Genomic DNA, 17,001 nt, shown 5'->3' with positions numbered 1-17,001 from the left:
GGCACTTGTGTTAGTATTTTGCGGGGAATGGCGAGCGTCCTTCATAGCTACGAAAGATTCAGTCAACTCGATCGGATGTAGTTACATAAATAGTCAAATCAACTCTGGCATCGCGATCGAACTTTAACCCTACTTCTGCTTCCGAGGTTATTGCTACACAATTATGGGAAATATTATTAAGCTGAATGCTCTCAATTTTGACAGAGTAACAGTAAGACAATTTATCATTAACTAAAACTAGATAAACATCTTCTCCTACAGTTAATGTAACTTCCTTGACTTTTGCTACGCCTGCTTGTGGATTTTTGAACCACTCAGTAATTTTTCCAATCTCACTTACCCTGCCTATATTTTTCTGATGTACAATTATATTGTAAGTGACTAAATCAGCAAGGGATTTACATAAAGCCTCCACAAAATCACCTAAGTCCAATAGTTCTTGAGTTCCCAAAATCTGGTCTGTCGATCCGTGGGCTGCTTCATTCCGATAGTCAACCAGTTGTTTGAGTTCTCCTTCTGCCGTGTTTTGACTACCACGAACCTCCTCTAAAAAATATTTAATTTCTTTGTGATTGATTATCCATCTCCATGCCTCATCAATACCAGCATTTTTCAAGACTGTTTCTAACACTTCCTTGCGTAAATTTTGCTCATGTAATAGGAAAGCATCAGGAAGTAATTCGTATTTCCCAGTATCAGTAATCCCACAGGATAATCCTTGCACTACTTTCTCAACCGAAAGGTGTTGAAACCTATTTTTTTTGATGTCAATCAACAAACGTCCTATACCCTCTCGGTGGGTATTTTGGATTTTTTCTTCCAAGTCTGAATAGCGCGGAACCAAATCCGGCATACGTCGCAGCCAATCCGAAATTAAATCCTTAACGAAGCGCTCGTAGATAGCATACAGTCTAGTTACCACAGCAGAACGATCGTAAATTTCCCATTCCCATTTGCTAGGTATTTCTTCTATTAATGGCGCAGTTTCAGGATTTTCTGTCAACTGTTTTATATTGGAACTATCTTGAAATACAATTTTTCTAAGTCGATCGTTCGTTTTGACGATCGCACGAACAGTTGAAATTTTGACACTGGCTTTCTCAAGAATCTCCTCAAACATAGCAAGTTACTCTCCGATAACTTGCGAAAGCATTTCGTTAAATATGCTGATCCGATTCTGAATTTCTGCCTTGGTTGTTCCACCTCCTGTCAAAAGACGAGATTCCGGCTTATTAAATAGCTTTTTTGTTTCTTCAAAAATCCGATCTTTTTTAGCAATTATTTTTGTTGTATCTGGCAAGTGCCGACTCAAAACAACCATAATTGCATCATAATATACTCGCTCGGACTTTTTAGACCAATTTTGAAATTGATGGTCAAATGGTTTGAATAAATGCTGTCCGTAAATTTGGTGAGCTATTTCGATAGTTTTGATAAAAAGCTGTTCCAAGTAATTGATATCTGCCTCATTAAAATTCAAGCTTTTTATCATGTACAAATCTAAAAAATCTTCCAGATTGAGACGAAAATACTCGATATTTCTCAGAGCAAAAAAACGCAGCACTAACTCAGCATCTTCCAGTTTTTGATAAAGGTTATTTTCCTCTAATCCGGCACTATTATCATCTGTCGGAATTCCCCAAGCTTGAGCAAATATAGGATGACGCGCCAATTTTAGCAACAGTTCATTAAACAGTCCGCCATACAAACAGTTTCTTACTTCTTGCTGGCTGAACTCTACTCTTCCTGTATTCAGACGTTCAAAGACTTTCTGTTTGAGGAAGTTAGCTTCTTCAGAATTGGAAGTTAGTTCGGCAAGAATTGCTACTGATGATATGGAGCGTCGATCGATAGTAGCCCTAATTTTTTGAGGGAGTTTTTTGTAGGTATGTCCGTTAAATTCAGGCAAAATTTCTAGCCCTGTCAGTTCGAGCTTGTTTCTATAAAACTCTTGAATGGCCCAGATGCGTTGCTGTCCATCCAAGACTTCATAATGTTGGGAATCTTGTTTGTATAAAACTATTGAAGGAACGGGGATATTGAGGATAAATGACTCAATCAATCTAGATTTCATCGTCTCAGTCCAACAACCCCTTCTTTGGTAGCTCGATCGCCTTTCTACATAATCAGACACTCTTAAATATTCAAGCAACCGGGGAAGCTTTTCGCGGTTAATTTCGGTAACTATTGGTGTTTCTTTGAAGTCATAACGCAGGTGGATATCACGATCGAACATTCGATCAGGTGTGTTTTCTGGCAAACTTTCCCACATTTTTTCTTCAACTGGTGCTAGCTGCATTTTTTCGATTATCCCTAAGCACAACTTGTTAATTATGATAGCATTTTCAGGACTAGCCATGCAACTCCAATCTAGCAAGCCAGCGATCGCCCTCAAACGCCAAAAAGAGCGATCGATCTCTCGATATCTAGTCCTGATACTTGGCATTTCCCCAAAACCTAATCTGGACGTGCGAAACCCGTCCGAGGGTCACTAATAAACAAACCTAAAACCAACGATTCCATCACCGTATCCCAGACAGGAGTCAAATGTTTCGCATCATCAACCCAGTAGTCAAAAGTAATCAAACACTGAACATTAGAACCCAGCCCGATACAAATCCGCGAATAAGCTTCCCGCTGTTCTGGAGGGTCAATAAACTTAAATTCAGTCCAAACAATCCGAGCAGTTTGCCGCTTCAATTGAATGATTTCTCCAGGGTCGATCGGATTTCTGGTATCATCTTCTACTATCTTCTGTAAAAGTGGCACTAGCGGAAATTCTCCCCAATTTCCCGGAGGTAACAAATTAAACGAAACCTCCAAACAACAATCATCATCCGGCGGTTTCTTATCCGTAAACCGGAACGACTTAGTATCAGGTTCAAAATGCCAATCTTGGGGGACATCAAAGCGAACTGCACCTCTTCCTGCGACAAAGATGCGAGTTCCGGGCTTGGACTTCCAATTATGGTCTTCTTTAAGCTCTAGAGTTTCCTTGAGCCATTCTTGCTTTTTGCGCTTGGACATAAACAGAACACCAAATTACTGCTAATGTGTAGTTTGAGACTTGGCAAATATATTTTAACTCTATTTTGCTCACCGTTTGACTCAAATATAACAATCCTTACAAAAATTACCACGGGTATCGAGAAACCGGGTTTTTTTGCGAGAATCATTCGTCCCAGCCCAGCATTAATAAAAACCCGGTTTCTTTATTCGCAGCGCCTAATTCCTGTATAATAATAGTTAAAAAAAATTATCAATCTCTCTCTTCTCTATTCCTCCGCGTACTCTGCGCCTCTGCGGTAAAAAAAAGTATTTTATAAATCAATACGGTTCACTTAACGTTTTTTTGTCATTGCGAGCTCTTAGCGAAGCAATCGCAGAGACTATGACACTTATCAGTTAAGTCAGGTGCGCGCCGAGCAATTATCTTCTTAAGTGAACCGTATTGTTTTATAAATTGCTAACTTTTATTTTGAACTTGAGGAATCACATATCTAATACCGCCTTTATTTCCAGTCGCATCACCCTTGTAACGTGGGATAATATGAATAGCAGCGTGACTGCGACTTTGACCAGCCTGTTTATCAATATTAATTCCGACATTAAAACCATCAGGCTGAAACTCTTTAATTAACATTTGTTGTACTTTGTTAGCCATAAACCAGCAAGCCGATTGTTCTCGAAATGGCAATTCAAAATAATTTGCCGTGTGACGCTTCGGGATAATTAAAACATGACCTTTGCTGGCGGGATAACCGTCAAACATTGCATAGGCTGTGGCTGACTCGGTGAGCAAAGTTAGCTTGCGGTGCGGATTGCAGAATATGCAATTATTTGTAGAATTTCTTTGATAGTTGTAATGCACATACTCATAAATCTCGCACGACTCATTTAACAGAAATGACTTAAATGGAAGTTTGACAATGCACTGATAGGTAGGTTTTTTGTGGACGTAATGTTCTCGGAAGCCTTCTTTCTTGATATCTCTTCTCACTGCAAAATACGCTTTACCTCCGGGTTTCAACAAATGCGAAACTTCCATCAGGACATTCGCTTGCTCTTCTGGAAACAAGACATTTAAAACATAAAAGCAAATAATAGTATCGAATTGCTGTTCGGGGAATTCTGGAAAATAATAAGAGTCGTAGCCCGCAATGTCAAAACCTTTTTGCTGTAACAGTTTAACATCATTCCCGAAGCCGCACCCAAAGTCTAATATTTTTCCTTGTAGCAGGTTTTGTTCTAATAAAATCTTAGCCGGAAATGACAGATAAATTCTTTCGATTGCCGTCAGGTGGCTGAATTTATTTTGTTGCTTCTTCATGGCGGCATAAACTTGATTTAAATCGATATTATTTAGTCCGCGGAGGCGGACTTTGTTTGACAAGAAGCGATTTCAATCGCCGAATCTTATCTTCACTCTTCAGTCTGCGGAGGCGGACTTCGTTTGTGTAGCAGCGATTTCAATCGCCGAGTCTTATCTAAAAATTGTATCATTATTGCAGTTTGGCGATCGCCCCTTTGGCCACCAACACCTCACCAGTCACCAAATCCCGCACCGTAGCCAACAACACCCGCCTCTCATCCACCTCAAAACTCACCGAAACCCGATCGATTCCCAGCACCCCAGGCGGATTCAAATGCGCCACACAAACCTGCTGATGGTGGCTTTCCAAAGAGCGAAAATCACTGTGTTTGTTGAGCAAACTGCTCGTCATTTGCCCTTTTTCGTTAAAACTAACCTCCGCCTGCGACACCTCCGCAACTTCCCCAATATCTAACCGAATCTCCCTTTGTCCTTCAATCGCTACTTGCAGCGTCAACTCATCGGAACTTTCACAAGGATACTTCATTTCCTTGCTAAAAATCGGCGAATAACTATAAGCTTTAGCATAAGGTTCCCAGAGGCGGATTGCATAGCTGTGCCGCAAATAATCGTCAACAGTCACCAATTCTGTCAAAGCTAAAGCGCCGTGGGCGACTGCTTCAAAAGGCTTATCAGTTTTAACTTTTTGCCGCCCAAAATAGGAAACAACTAAATTAGAAACAGCCGGGATTAGCGAAGTTCCTCCTACCAGCAAAACCTGTTCGATATCTGCTTTACCGATACCTTTACCCAGCGCAATGTTCAACACTTCATCTAAAGATTCTCGCAACTGTTCCAACAACTGCCGAGATTCCAGAATTTCCTCAAGTTTATCTCGGTTTAGCTGCAAGTCGTAAGACATAAAATTTTCATCATCAAACCAACTTTCCTTCGCCTCATTAACTTGAGAAATTTGAATCTTTAACTTTTCGGCTATTTCCAATAAATTTTGCCAGCCAACGCCACCAACTTCTGCCCGCGACGAACCAATTTGCCGCAAATAATCTTCAACAATCCAGATATCAATATCTTCGCCACCGACATAAGCATCGGATTTTGCCAACACTTCGGCGCGCATTAAATTCGGACTGTGAGATTGGCTATGTTTGACAGAGGAAGGAGGCGCAGTGCGTACCAAACTTAAATCTAAAGTTCCGCCGCCAAAATCGACTACTAAAACTAAGGAACCGGGGCGTTTTACAGCATATCCCAGGGCGGCTGCTGTAGATTCATCGATTAGCTGAACTTCCTCAACTCCCAGAGATTCTGCTAAGTCGCGAAACCAATCCAAATATCGCTCAAATGCTCCGACTGGTACTGTAAAAATTAGTTTGTTTGGTTGGATATTTTGGTGATATAATTGTTCCCAAATAGTTGTGATAAACTGTTCTGCCACTAATTCCGGCGTGTAGGTTTCGCCGTCGAGATTGCGGGCGGGAGGCTGAAAGTCGGCGGCTAAGTCGCGTTTAAAAGCTTTGAAAAAACGGTCTGGTTGGGATTGTCCCAAACGCTGAGATCGGACTTTTTCTCCCAATACCAACTCACCTGCATTTTTTACGAATACCAAAGTCGGAACTACAGGTATTTCTCGAATATCTTCCCCAGACTTATTTGTTTTGAAAATTCGGGATATCTCGCCCAATCTCAAAGTTTCTGCTGTTTGAGTGTCCGGGTTGAGAATGCAGACAACTGTGTTGCTGGTGCCGAAGTCGATTGCAACTGTAACCATGTCAATTTTAGAGTTTAGATTTATTGGCGAAAATTGAAGATTTTATATCAATACGGTTCACTTAAGAAGATAATTGCTCGGCGCGCACCTGACTTAACCGATAAGTGTCATAGTCTCTGCGATTGCTCTCCCGAAGCGCAATGACAAAAAACGTTAAGTGAACTATATTGGATTTTATATTTACTTTTTCATGCCTGCTGGAAGAGTGCGACTAACTTTAGCAGGAGTAAGAATTTGCTCTCCATTCCGATAGCCGACAAATCTAACATAAACTAACTCTCCTTCTGTGATATCCTCAACATCCGGCTGGTGCAACTGCGGATTATAAGTTGTTTGTTCCCAAGCCGAACCGATTGTTTCAAAATTCCAACTTGACAAGAGATTTTCTAAGGGCGTAAACAAAGCCGAGAGATTTTTTGCGGGCATATCCGGCTTGGCTTCTGCCATTTTGCGGGCGGCTGGATAGTTGGTTAACAAAGTTTGCAATTGTTCAAAGGTAGCGCGGCGAAAATCGGCAGTTAGTTGAGTTTTTTGCTGCTGCAATTCTTCGCGCAGCCGGAAACACTGCTGTTTCAATTCTTCGATTTCGCTGGGATTGGTGGTAATTGTAGCCGATAGGGGCAGTGCGCTTAAAGTGCGATCGAATTCCTGGAAATTCAAATTTAGCACAGTTGCCAGCCGCCGCAGTTGGTCTATGGTGAGTTTTCCCACGTCTCCCTGCCGCACTAGGCGCACCCCGAAGCGAGTTAAGCCTGCTTTCTCGCCTAAGTCTTGCCAATCGACGATATCTAGCTGCTTCATGCGTTCTCGGAGAATTGTATCGTACTTAAAGTCGATCGCATCTCCGGCCTCTGATGCAGCATAAGCATACACTAAAATTAGAAAAATGCCTCCGACAGCTAGCGTGATACCGAAGGCAGGCCCTGTTGTTACATCAACTGTTGCACCGAGGAAATAGAACATTGTTAATTTTTCTAAACTTGTTTTAAAGTCTGAGTTTGTTCGGAGGCCAAAATTTCTTCACCTTGATAGTATTCTGGCAACAAATCTTGAGATTCTACTTTGCCGAGGGCTGTTTCAATTCCGGCCGTGGTTTCGGTACAACTCGAACCGGTGGCGTTGAGGACGGTTTCGGTAATTTTGCCGTCTTTGCCGATGCGGTATTCTATTTGGCGGTACTCTGCCATAGTTCCTCTTGGTTTAATTTTTGACGGTTGACTTTTGACTGTTGAGTTATATTATAGATTCTGTTTACCAATTATTCAAATGAATTTTTGTAGCGACAATGCAACCGGGGTTTCGCCGGAAATTATGGCAGCGATTGCAGCGGCTAATTGCGGTGCAGTTATGTCCTATGGAGATGATGAATATACACAGCGTTTGCAAGTTAAATTTTCGGATTTGTTCGAGACATCGGTGACAGTTTTTCCTGTAGCAACCGGTTCTGCTGCTAACGCTTTAGCCCTAGCAGTGATGACTCCTCCTTACGGGGCTGTTTACTGTCACGCCCAATCTCATATTAATCTAGATGAATGCGGCGCACCCGAGTTTTTTACCGGCGGTGCTAAGTTAGTCACTGTAACAGGAAATGATGCTAAGATAAACGCAGAGAATTTAGGTGAAATAGTCGATCGGGCTGGTGCAGGAGTCGTCCACCACGTACAGCCCGCCGCCGTCAGCATCACACAAGCCACCGAAGCAGGCACTGTCTACAATCCAGCCGAAATTGCCGAGATTTCCGAAGTTGTGCGTCGCCACAATTTGCACCTGCACATGGACGGAGCTCGCTTTGCTAATGCTGTTGCTAGCTTGGGCTGTGCGCCTGCGGATATCACTTGGCGCGCAGGTGTCGATATCCTCTCATTTGGAGCAACCAAAAACGGCGCGATGGCTGCGGAAGCTGTGGTATTTTTCAATCAAGAATTAGCAAAGACTTTCCCATTTTATCGCAAGCGCAGCGGGCATCTGTTCTCAAAGATGCGGTTTTTGTCGGCGCAGTTGGAAGCATATATAACGAATGATTTGTGGTTGACAAATGCGGCTCATGCAAATAATATGGCGGCTAAATTAGCCGAAGGTTTGGCCGGAGTTGAGAAAGTCAAGTTTTGCCATCCCGTTGAAGCTAACGAGATTTTTGTGCAGATTCCTGAATCATTGATTGCAGCAGCTTTGAATCAGGGTTTTCAGTTTTATCGGTGGGATAAATCTACTGTCAGATTGGTAACAGCCTTTAATACTAAAGAAGCAGATATTGACGCTTTCGTGGATTTTTGCAAGAGCGAGCTTTCCCATAATATTTAAAACGGTTCGTAGTGAGGACTTCAGTCCTTCTAAAATCTAAGGACTAAAGTCCTCACTACGAACCTACAGTTTAATCGATTCAGGAATAGGTTCTGCAACAGCGGCTAATTCCGGTTCCTCTGCTTCAAGATGCGATTCCAAATATTTAAAACGGTTCGTAGTGAGGACTTCAGTCCTTCTAAAAATCTAAGGACTAAAGTCCTCACTACGAACCTACATTTTAATCGATTCAGGAATAGGTTCTGCAACAGCGACTAATTCCGGTTCCTCTGCTTCAAGATGCGATTCCAAATATTTAAAACGGTTCGTAGTGAGGACTTCAGTCCTTCTAAAAATCTAAGGACTAAAGTCCTCACTACGAACCTACAGTTTAATCGATTCAGGAATAGGTTCTGCAACAGCGGCTAATTCCGGTTCCTCTGCTTCTAGATGCGATTCCAAAAGCGCCAGATTTCTCATGTTTGACTTATAAAAAGCATCAAAGATATCTCCAACTAAAGGCACTGAACCGATAACAGCTTCCAGACTGATATTATAAATCATTTTGCCTAGAGTTTTGCGGGGAATATTGAATTGAGTTGCCAAATAAATTAGGTAGGCAGAAAACGCAGTATCTACTATATCACCAGCACCTGGAACTAAACCGATAATCGGATCTAAACCAATGCGAAGTTTAGTACCGGGGATGCCAATGGCGGTATCCATCAGGCGGCTGAGTTTGCGGATGCGGTTGAGAGTGGCAAGACGCTCTATTTTGTTCATATTATTATTCTTAGGCTAACTACAAAAAGCGACATCAGTCCGAAGACAGAAAAAAGCATCCCTCTGACAAACAGGTTCGTAGTCATGACTTTAGTCCTTTCTAAATGACAGAGGACTTTAGTCCTAGCTACAAACTCGATCGTGTTTTTATCAAACATGATATAATCCGTAATTGGGAATTGGCAAGCAAGCAGACAGCACTAGACAAGATTGCATAAATCTTTGATGAATACAGGAACCGCAGATGAAAAGCAGATGAACACAGATAAACGCAGATAGTTTCCAGATAATTTGTGAATGAATGCAAGATGTCTACTAAACTCAACTATAGTTAATATCCTTAATTCCCCATTCGTGCATCGCATCAATAATCGGTTTGAGACTTTCGCCCAAAGGCGTTAGCGAATATTCAACTTTCGGCGGAACTTGCAGGTAAATTTCCCGATGCACAATCCCGTCTGACTCCATCTCCCGCAACTGCTGCGTCAGCATCTTCTGAGTAATGCCGTTGACAGCTCGTTGGAGCTCGTTAAAACGCTTCACTCCTTGAAACAACTCCCGGAGAATCAAGACTTTCCAGCGCCCGCCAATCACCTCTAAAGTTCTCTCTACTGGGCAATTTGCCCGATCGACCTTTACGTCTTTAACTTGCATAGTATCCTTTTGGTAACTACCGCACTTTTTAGTGCGTACTTCCCATAATAGCTTGACTCGGTTTAAAGTAGAAGTATCTCAGAAACACCCGATAAATTTCACTGAGGATTGAGAAAATGATTACCGTCAGAAAAAGTGCAGCAAGAGGACACGCAAAGATTAGTTGGCTGGACAGTTACCACACATTTTCATTTGCCGATTACTACGATTCAAACTATATGAATTTTCGCTCTTTGCGGGTAATCAACGAGGATGTCATTAGCCCCGGCAAAGGTTTCGGCACTCACGGGCACATCGATATGGAAATTATTACCTACGTGCTGGAAGGAGCATTAGAACATAAAGACAGTTTGGGTACCGGCGCAGCGATCAAACCAGGCGAAGTGCAGCGGATGAGTGCAGGTACGGGCATCCAACACAGCGAGTTCAATCACTCGCAAACTGAGCCTGTTCATTTGCTACAAATCTGGCTGTTACCAGATACAAATGGATTGCCACCGAGTTACGAACAGCGGGAGTTTCCTCTAGCAGAAAGGCGCGGACAACTGCGGTTGGTGGCGGCGCATGATGCGAGAGATGGTGCGGTGAAAGTGCATCAAGATGTCGATTTATATGCGGCGGTTTTGGATAAAAGCTCGCGGGTTTCTCATGCTTTGCAGCCAAATCGTCATGCTTGGGTGCAAGTTGCTCGCGGCTCTATTTTGCTCAACGGTTTGACTTTAGAAAAAGGTGACGGTGCAGCGGTTAGCGATGAGGCTGAATTGGCGATTGAAGCGGCGGAAGATGCGGAATTTTTGCTGTTTGATTTAGCATGAGATTATCGCCTGGTGGTGCGTCAGTCCGAAGTTGAGAGACTTGTTTGAAATTGCAGAAACTGACGCACCACCAGGCGGCAAGGTGCGTCAGTTTGTAAACTCTCAATTATGCACAAAAACTCTAGCTGACGCACCCTACTAACTGAAACCTGCTCTATCAGCTGACGCACCCTACTAACTAAACAGTTGTAGGGTGCGTCAGTCCGAAGTTGAGAGACTTGTTTGAAATCGCAGAAACTGACGCACCACCTAGCTGTAAGGTGCGTCAGTTTGTAAACTCTCAATTATCCACTAAAAACTCTAGCTGACGCACCCTACTAACTAAACAGTTGTAGGGTGCGTCAGTCCGAAGTTGAGAGACTTGTTTGAAATCGCAGAAACTGACGCACCACCTAGCTGTAAGGTGCGTCAGTTATTATACTCTAAATTATGCAAAAAAAACCTAGCTGACGCACCCTACCTAATTGATTGTAAGTAATTTATGTCTATTTGGCATCAAGAATTAAGGGAAATATTCTTTTTAGGGCGTCCCCCTTTCTTGCCATTTTTCCGTGCTGCTGCCGATTTAGCGCTGGAAGTTGCTTCTCCTCCCTTTCTGCCTAATTCAGCCATCCAATATTTTGTCCCAAAAATACCTGCGACAAGTTCAGGAATGCCAAAATCAACATCTAGACTTTCCCAGTGTACGCTGTTACCTGAAGGCGGTAGCCAAACATCAGCAAGTTGTTCTGGTGAAGCGCTTTCTAAGCCTTGTGCAAGCCGCGGAGGAAAACAGAAAATAGCACCGTTTTTGAGTTTAATAACAATTAAATCTTCCGACTGATTGTACTGCACGGATTCGGCACGCGGCTCTGTAGCCTCAGCGGTTTTCCATGCTTGCTTGGCTTGGGCTATTTGATCTCGGAGATTTTCCTCAGTTAACTCTTTGTCCCAGTTTTTAGATAACATTATAAGTCAAGTTGTAGGGTGCGTCAGCCGAAGTTGAGAGATTTGTTTGAAATCGCAGAAACTGACGCACCACATAGCTGCAAGGTGCGTCAGTTATTCAACTCTTAATTATCCACTAAAAACTCTAGCTGACGCACCCTACTAACTGACGCACCACAAGGCTGCAAGGTGCGTCAGTTATTCAACTCTCAATTATTCACAAAAAACTCTAGCTGACGCACCCTACTAATTCATTTGGTGTGGAAATATGCCACAAACCGGAAAACTTGTCCGTCCGTTGATAGGTGGGTATGTTAAATTGACACAATAATGAACTACAACAGAACAATTCCGGCTATTTTGAGTGCTACGATCGCCCTAAGCTCGATCGCACTCATCCCACTCACATCACCTCAAATCGCCCTCGCCTTAACCGCCGACGCAGTTAAAACCGTCGCCAAACAAATCACCGTCCGCATCCAGGGGCCAAAAGGCGGTTCGGGAGTAATTTTAGAGAAACAAGGTAGCACCTACTATATACTCACCAACTGGCACGTAGTCGATAAAGCCGGCGATTACGAGGTTATAACTCCCGACGGCAAAGCTCACTCTGTATCATATAGCCTCGTGCGCCGAGTCCCCGGAGTGGACTTAGCTGTCGTCCCCTTCAGCAGCCCTGAAAGCTACCGCCTCGCTGAATTGGCAAATTCCGCCGCCACTCGCGGAAATAAGGCTTATGTGGCTGGCTGGCCGATATCCGGCGGTTCGCTGCAACAACCGATTTTCATCGCTACCGAAGGTCAACTTACCGGCCGCCAAACTCCTTGGAACGGTTATACATTGGTCTACAATAACTTAGTGAGAGCGGGGATGAGTGGCGGGCCTGTACTCGACGATGCGGGGCGAGTTGTCGCAATTAACGGTATTGTTAGGTTAGAGGAGAATTCTGATAAAATTGTGGCGGCGGGAATAGAAATTAATACTTTCATGAAATGGCGATCGACTATTTCGTTGCCAGTAGTCCCCCAATCTCCCACAGCCGGAAACCCGAAAACTCCCGCGAACAATGTGCCTCGGAAGCCCGGAAGTGCGATCGCCTTTGCAGCCACAAATACCCTGAAAGGGCCTTCAGAATTTATCAGTTCTCTTACCCTATCTTCCGCTTATTTTACTACAGGAAACAGCAACGGCACAATCTCAGTTTGGAATTTTCCCGGCGGGCAATTAAAAACTACACTGCAAGGACACGCCGAAGCTGTTAATGCCCTGGCTGCGAGTGCGGACGGTAAAGTGTTAGCTAGTGGCAGCGACGACAAAACGGTAAAAATTTGGAATTTAGAAACAGGCGCGGTTGTCCGCACTTTGAGCGGGCATTCCGGTGCTGTTTCGAGTGTTGCCGTCAGTCCCGACGGTCAATTTGTCGCGAGCGGCAGTTGGGACAAAACAATTAAGATTTGGAACGCAAAAACCGGGGAATTGCTGCGGACTTTAACCGGGCACTCTGGATTAGTCAGCGCTCTGACAATCAGTCCCAACAGTAAAACCTTAGCTAGCGGCAGCAAAGATGCTTCAATCAGATTGTGGAATCTAGCGACAGGTGCAGCAATTCGCACGATTAGCGACAATAACTTGTCTGTTTTATCCCTAGCCTTTACTCCCGATGGCAAAACTTTAGTTTCGGGCAATGGCAAAGCCACTATCGGCTTGTGGAATGTCGGAAACGGGCAGTTAATTCGCCGTTTGAGCGGACATACTGATGGGGTTTGGTCGCTGGCAATCAGCCGGGATGGCAGTATACTGGTTACTGGGAGTTGGGATAAGAGCGTGAAACTGTGGGATGTGCGATCGGGCGAATTGAGAGGTAATTTGAGCGGACACTCTGGCTATGTTACTGCTGTGGGAATCAGCCCTGATACTAAGACGATTGTGAGTGCTGGTTGGTTGGGGGAAATTAAGATTTGGAAAAGGAGTTAAGATTTTTTAACCGCAGAGGGTGTAGAAGGCGCAGATGAGGATAAAAATAGTCTTTGCTGTTAATTTATTTGGCACTTTCAAAGGCATTTTTCTAAATAATTGCCCTTGACTAATGACTAATGCGATCGTTTTTGGTCGCCCTTGCCGCGCAAATATTCTGCTAAAAACGCCAATCCACCCGAACCGACTATCAACAACACGCTGAGAGCATTAATATCCGGTTTTACACCAGTCCGAATCCGGCTAAAAATTTCCATCGGCAGAGTTGTCGTCCCGCTACCTGCGGTAAAACTCGCAATCAAAAAATCATCCATGCTGAGGACAAAAGATAGCAAACAACCCGAAACAATTCCAGGTATTAATTGAGGTAGCAAAACCTGAATAAAAGCTTCAACAGGCGTTGCACCCAAATCCAAGGCAGCTTCTTCTAAATACGGGTTTAAATCTGCCAATCTAGTAGAAACAGCCAAGGCGATGTAAGCCAGACAAAACACAACGTGGGCGGCCACAATTGTCCACAAACTCAGAGGAATAGCCAGTGCTGCTAAAAATACCAGAGTCGCCACCGCGCTGGCAATATCTGGAATAATAATCGGTAAGTAAGAAACTCCCTGATATAAACTTTTGCCGGGAAAGCGGTAGCGAGCTAAACCAACGGCCATCAAAGTGCCGAGTACCGCCGAGATTGCAACTGCACAAACAGCAACTGTTAAACTGTTTCTCAGGGCTATTAAAATCCGTGTATCGCTAAATAATTTAACGTACCAATCTAAAGTAAATCCTTCCCAGCCAGCGCTAAAACGCGATTTGTTAAAGCTGTAAAAGGTGAGTACAAAAATGGGCAGGTACATATAAAAAAACATCGAAACAGTAAATATTGCCTGCCAAGAAATCTTAAATTTAGGTTTTAAGTACATATCGGGTTGTATTTCCTCCTGTGGATTGTCGGCGGTATTTTCCATATCTCGTTAATCGGGAATTGGTAATTGGTAATTGGGCATTGGGCATTGGGCATTGGGCATTGGGCATTGGGCATCTGGGAATTGGGCATTGGGCATTGGGCATTGGCCAAACAGGGCATCTGGGAATTGATTGTTTGTAGTTGTTATTTGTTATTGTTGATTTGCGAACTATATCAATAACCATTAACTAGCAACCACAAATCAATGACTCATGACTAATGACTCATGACTCATGACTCATGACTCATGACTAATGACTAATGACTCATGACTCATGACTAATGACTCATGACTAATGACTTCTTTCTTAAACTGCATTTCGATCGCCATATTTGAGTAAAAGTGCAATTCCGATACTCACTGCAAAAATTAATACCATACTCAGAGCCGATCCCAGCCCCCAATTTTGAGTTGCCCCCAAAAACTGATTGTAAATTAAACGAGCCGCCGTCATGCTGGAAGCTCCACCGAGCAATTCGGGATCGACAAAATCGCCCAAACAGCTAATAAATACTAGCAAAGAACCTGCCGCAATCCCCGGCATTGTCTGCGGTACTGTGACTTTCCAGAAAGTTTCTACCGGATTCGCGCCCAAATCCTGAGACGCTTCTAGCAATCTGCGATCGAGCTTTTCCAAGGAAGCGTAGAGAATGGTTACGATATAGGGCAAATAGCTGTAAGCCATGCCGATGAGAACGGCGGAACTTTGATTTAACAATTCTAGAGGAGGGATGCCCAAAAGCCCCAGGAGCGAGTTGAGAACGCCCGTAGGACGGAGAATTGTAATCCAAGCATACGATCGCAACAGCGAAGAAGTCCACAGCGGCAACACAAAGCCCAACAACGTTAAATTCCGCCACTTGGGCGAGACATTCAGCGCTATCCAGTAAGCGACGGGAAATCCCAACAGTAAACACAGAATAGTCGTTCCCGTGGCAAAAAAGAGCGATCGACCCATCACCTGCAAATTCAGCGGCTCAAACACTCGCAGGTAGTTGCCGATTCCCGAAGGATTCACCAAATCTCCCGGCTTAATATTTGGTACCAAACTAAGCTGAAAAATCACCAAAGTTGGTATTACTAATAATAAAATCAGGAACAAGCCAGAAGGGCCGAGCAATGCCAGTGGCCCTGTCCACTTTGACAGCGGGGAAACAGTTTCTGGCTTCGAGGGAGAATTGGGAGGAATCGGAGGGGGAGCTTTGGTGGAAACAGCCATAAATCAATTTTTTTGAGTTTTTAACCGCTGATGAACGCAGATTAACGCGGATATAATACAGATAGATTGGCGATCGACTATGGGGGCAGGTTGATGTGAAAATTGACTAAAAGTCAGAAATTGCGAGTAAAATCCGCCCTACAGGTGACTCAGCCACTGGTTAACTTCGTCCAATAGCGATCGTACACGTCGATGAATTTCCCTACCGGAGCCACACCTTCGCAATTTTTCAAAATAGCTTCCGAGGGGAAAAGAATTGGATTTTCTCTAACTTCCGGCGACAATAAACTAAAAGCATCTTCCGAAGGAGTTGAAAAACTCAACCGCTCTACTAAAGAAGCAGCAACATCTGGTTGCAACATAAAGTTAATCCATTTATAAGCTGCTTCGGGATTCGGAGCACCTTTAGGAATTACTAAAGTGTCAGTCCATAGGGAAGAACCGCTGCTTGGCACAACGTAGCGCAATTTGTCATTATCTGGAATTACTTCGTTGGCATCAGAAGAGTAGCACATGGCTAGTTTCAAATCACCCGTCAGCATTTGCGGCCGCCAAGCGTCTGTCGTAAAAGATGCGATCGACGGTTTTAACTCTACCAACTTTTCGTAAGCTTTTTTGACTTGCTCTGGGTTCGTAGAATTCAGAGAATAGCCCAGCATCCGCAATGCAGCGCCCATGACTTCTCGAACATCACTGGCCAGCGTCATTCGCCTTGCTAACTCTTTTTTGTGTTCCCACAAATAGCTCCAATCTTCAGGAGATTCTTTGAGTTGTTCGCTGTTGTAAATTAGGCCTGTGGTTCCCCAAGCCAAAGCTACGCTGTAGCGGTTTCCTGGGTCATAGACAGGGTTTTGGAACTGCTTTTTTAGCCGATCGAGTCCGCCTAAAATCGAGTGGTCTAATGGAGTCAACAGCCCCAGTTCCGTCATCTGAACCACCATGTAGTCAGACGGGTAAATGATGCTGTAGGCGCGGCCGCCGCCGGCTTGAACTCTCGCCAGCATCTCTTCATTAGAGCTAAATACGTCAGCGACTACGCGAATGCCCGTTTTTTCAGCAAAGCGATCGAGCAAAGCTTTATCAGTATAGCCAGCCCAAGTATAGATAAAAAGTTGGTCAGCAGCACCTTTGACAGGAGGAGCAGATTGCACATCTGCAAGCCGCCAGCCGCAACTGGAAAGAGCTAACCCCGAAATTGTCGCCGCCGAATTTTTAAGGAACTGACGGCGTGTAGAATTAGCCGGGAAAATCCTGGAAATTGGTAGATTTGTCGGAGGCACAGTTTG

The 17,001-nt window shown here is 43.9% G+C and carries 17 protein-coding genes; 4 read left to right on the top strand and 13 right to left on the bottom strand.

Annotated elements, in window-relative coordinates:
* Positions 1-58: 58 nt before the first annotated feature.
* The 7 genes from QZW47_RS21705 to QZW47_RS21675 all read right to left on the bottom strand — a co-directional run bounded on the left by QZW47_RS21705 (position 59) and on the right by QZW47_RS21675 (position 7,288).
* The gene (locus QZW47_RS21705; RefSeq protein WP_293131209.1) at positions 59-1,120 is read right to left on the bottom strand and encodes an MAE_28990/MAE_18760 family HEPN-like nuclease; all 1,062 of its coding nucleotides are present in this window, start codon (positions 1,118-1,120) and stop codon (positions 59-61) included.
* A 6-nt stretch (positions 1,121-1,126) separates the two neighbouring features.
* Positions 1,127-2,446 carry a DUF262 domain-containing protein gene (locus QZW47_RS21700; RefSeq protein WP_293131206.1) on the bottom strand — a complete coding sequence of 440 codons (1,320 nt, stop codon included), beginning with the start codon at positions 2,444-2,446 and terminating at the stop codon, positions 1,127-1,129.
* Between the two features lie 11 nt (positions 2,447-2,457).
* Entirely contained in the window at positions 2,458-3,027 is a 570-nt protein-coding gene (locus QZW47_RS21695; protein WP_293131203.1) for a hypothetical protein, read from the bottom strand.
* Positions 3,028-3,466: 439 nt separating this feature from the next.
* Positions 3,467-4,393, bottom strand: coding sequence for a bifunctional class I SAM-dependent methyltransferase/HIT family protein (locus QZW47_RS21690; RefSeq protein ID WP_366930914.1), 927 nt, complete (start codon positions 4,391-4,393; stop codon positions 3,467-3,469).
* 109 nt (positions 4,394-4,502) lie between these two features.
* Positions 4,503-6,101, bottom strand: coding sequence for an Hsp70 family protein (locus tag QZW47_RS21685; RefSeq protein WP_293131200.1), 1,599 nt, complete (start codon positions 6,099-6,101; stop codon positions 4,503-4,505).
* A gap of 180 nt (positions 6,102-6,281) precedes the next feature.
* Positions 6,282-7,064 carry an XRE family transcriptional regulator gene (locus QZW47_RS21680; RefSeq protein WP_293131196.1) on the bottom strand — a complete coding sequence of 261 codons (783 nt, stop codon included), beginning with the start codon at positions 7,062-7,064 and terminating at the stop codon, positions 6,282-6,284.
* Positions 7,065-7,075: 11 nt separating this feature from the next.
* Positions 7,076-7,288 (bottom strand): DUF2997 domain-containing protein, encoded by a 213-nt coding sequence (locus QZW47_RS21675; RefSeq protein ID WP_293131193.1) that lies wholly within the window; start codon positions 7,286-7,288, stop codon positions 7,076-7,078.
* Between the two features lie 79 nt (positions 7,289-7,367).
* On the opposite strand from QZW47_RS21675, the gene QZW47_RS21670 reads away from it, so the two are divergent.
* Entirely contained in the window at positions 7,368-8,402 is a 1,035-nt protein-coding gene (locus QZW47_RS21670; protein ID WP_293131191.1) for a low specificity L-threonine aldolase, read from the top strand.
* Positions 8,403-8,765: 363 nt separating this feature from the next.
* Here QZW47_RS21670 and QZW47_RS21665 read toward each other — a convergent pair whose 3' ends face one another.
* Both QZW47_RS21665 and QZW47_RS21660 read right to left on the bottom strand, forming a co-directional pair.
* Positions 8,766-9,164, bottom strand: a complete 399-nt coding sequence (locus QZW47_RS21665) for a DUF4112 domain-containing protein (RefSeq protein WP_293131188.1) — start codon at positions 9,162-9,164, stop codon at positions 8,766-8,768.
* Between the two features lie 321 nt (positions 9,165-9,485).
* The gene (locus QZW47_RS21660) at positions 9,486-9,818 is read right to left on the bottom strand and encodes a helix-turn-helix domain-containing protein (RefSeq protein WP_293131185.1); all 333 of its coding nucleotides are present in this window, start codon (positions 9,816-9,818) and stop codon (positions 9,486-9,488) included.
* Positions 9,819-9,934: 116 nt separating this feature from the next.
* Here QZW47_RS21660 and QZW47_RS21655 point away from each other — a divergent pair, with 116 nt between their 5' ends.
* Positions 9,935-10,633 carry a pirin family protein gene (locus QZW47_RS21655; protein WP_293131182.1) on the top strand — a complete coding sequence of 233 codons (699 nt, stop codon included), beginning with the start codon at positions 9,935-9,937 and terminating at the stop codon, positions 10,631-10,633.
* A 495-nt stretch (positions 10,634-11,128) separates the two neighbouring features.
* Here QZW47_RS21655 and QZW47_RS21650 read toward each other — a convergent pair whose 3' ends face one another.
* Positions 11,129-11,581, bottom strand: coding sequence for a DUF2442 domain-containing protein (locus QZW47_RS21650; protein ID WP_293131179.1), 453 nt, complete (start codon positions 11,579-11,581; stop codon positions 11,129-11,131).
* Between the two features lie 309 nt (positions 11,582-11,890).
* Here QZW47_RS21650 and QZW47_RS21645 point away from each other — a divergent pair, with 309 nt between their 5' ends.
* Complete coding sequence (locus tag QZW47_RS21645; RefSeq protein ID WP_293131176.1) at positions 11,891-13,534, top strand: trypsin-like peptidase domain-containing protein; 1,644 nt, start codon at positions 11,891-11,893, stop codon at positions 13,532-13,534.
* 116 nt (positions 13,535-13,650) lie between these two features.
* Here QZW47_RS21645 and QZW47_RS21640 read toward each other — a convergent pair whose 3' ends face one another.
* A complete protein-coding gene (locus tag QZW47_RS21640) occupies positions 13,651-14,496 on the bottom strand; it encodes an ABC transporter permease (RefSeq protein WP_293131173.1) in 846 nt (281 codons plus the stop codon).
* 24 nt (positions 14,497-14,520) lie between these two features.
* Between QZW47_RS21640 and QZW47_RS21635 the strand changes: the two genes are divergently transcribed.
* Positions 14,521-14,676, top strand: coding sequence for a hypothetical protein (locus QZW47_RS21635; RefSeq protein ID WP_293131170.1), 156 nt, complete (start codon positions 14,521-14,523; stop codon positions 14,674-14,676).
* A gap of 127 nt (positions 14,677-14,803) precedes the next feature.
* Here QZW47_RS21635 and QZW47_RS21630 read toward each other — a convergent pair whose 3' ends face one another.
* Positions 14,804-15,715, bottom strand: a complete 912-nt coding sequence (locus QZW47_RS21630; RefSeq protein ID WP_293131167.1) for an ABC transporter permease — start codon at positions 15,713-15,715, stop codon at positions 14,804-14,806.
* Positions 15,716-15,864: 149 nt separating this feature from the next.
* A complete protein-coding gene (locus QZW47_RS21625) occupies positions 15,865-16,995 on the bottom strand; it encodes a spermidine/putrescine ABC transporter substrate-binding protein (protein WP_293131164.1) in 1,131 nt (376 codons plus the stop codon).
* Positions 16,996-17,001: the final 6 nt, after the last annotated feature.

The sequence above is a fragment of the Microcoleus sp. bin38.metabat.b11b12b14.051 genome, assembly GCF_013299165.1.
Lineage (GTDB): Bacteria > Cyanobacteriota > Cyanobacteriia > Cyanobacteriales > Microcoleaceae > Microcoleus.
The sequence above is the reverse complement of the archived record's forward strand: the minus strand, read 5'-3'. Positions and strand labels throughout refer to the sequence as shown.

Excerpts from the sequence above, each read along its gene's own strand:
- QZW47_RS21685 (WP_293131200.1), bottom strand. The coding sequence starts at position 6,101 with ATGGTTACAGTTGCAATCGACTTCGGCACCAGCAACACAGTTGTCTGC.
- QZW47_RS21695 (WP_293131203.1), bottom strand. The coding sequence starts at position 3,027 with ATGTCCAAGCGCAAAAAGCAAGAATGGCTCAAGGAAACTCTAGAGCTT.
- QZW47_RS21680 (WP_293131196.1), bottom strand. The coding sequence starts at position 7,064 with ATGTTCTATTTCCTCGGTGCAACAGTTGATGTAACAACAGGGCCTGCC.
- QZW47_RS21650 (WP_293131179.1), bottom strand. The coding sequence starts at position 11,581 with ATGTTATCTAAAAACTGGGACAAAGAGTTAACTGAGGAAAATCTCCGA.
- QZW47_RS21700 (WP_293131206.1), bottom strand. The coding sequence starts at position 2,446 with ATGCCAAGTATCAGGACTAGATATCGAGAGATCGATCGCTCTTTTTGG.
- QZW47_RS21630 (WP_293131167.1), bottom strand. The coding sequence starts at position 15,715 with ATGGCTGTTTCCACCAAAGCTCCCCCTCCGATTCCTCCCAATTCTCCC.
- QZW47_RS21665 (WP_293131188.1), bottom strand. The coding sequence starts at position 9,164 with ATGAACAAAATAGAGCGTCTTGCCACTCTCAACCGCATCCGCAAACTC.
- QZW47_RS21660 (WP_293131185.1), bottom strand. The coding sequence starts at position 9,818 with ATGCAAGTTAAAGACGTAAAGGTCGATCGGGCAAATTGCCCAGTAGAG.
- QZW47_RS21675 (WP_293131193.1), bottom strand. The coding sequence starts at position 7,288 with ATGGCAGAGTACCGCCAAATAGAATACCGCATCGGCAAAGACGGCAAA.
- QZW47_RS21645 (WP_293131176.1), top strand. The coding sequence starts at position 11,891 with ATGAACTACAACAGAACAATTCCGGCTATTTTGAGTGCTACGATCGCC.
- QZW47_RS21705 (WP_293131209.1), bottom strand. The coding sequence starts at position 1,120 with ATGTTTGAGGAGATTCTTGAGAAAGCCAGTGTCAAAATTTCAACTGTT.
- QZW47_RS21640 (WP_293131173.1), bottom strand. The coding sequence starts at position 14,496 with ATGGAAAATACCGCCGACAATCCACAGGAGGAAATACAACCCGATATG.
- QZW47_RS21670 (WP_293131191.1), top strand. The coding sequence starts at position 7,368 with ATGAATTTTTGTAGCGACAATGCAACCGGGGTTTCGCCGGAAATTATG.
- QZW47_RS21655 (WP_293131182.1), top strand. The coding sequence starts at position 9,935 with ATGATTACCGTCAGAAAAAGTGCAGCAAGAGGACACGCAAAGATTAGT.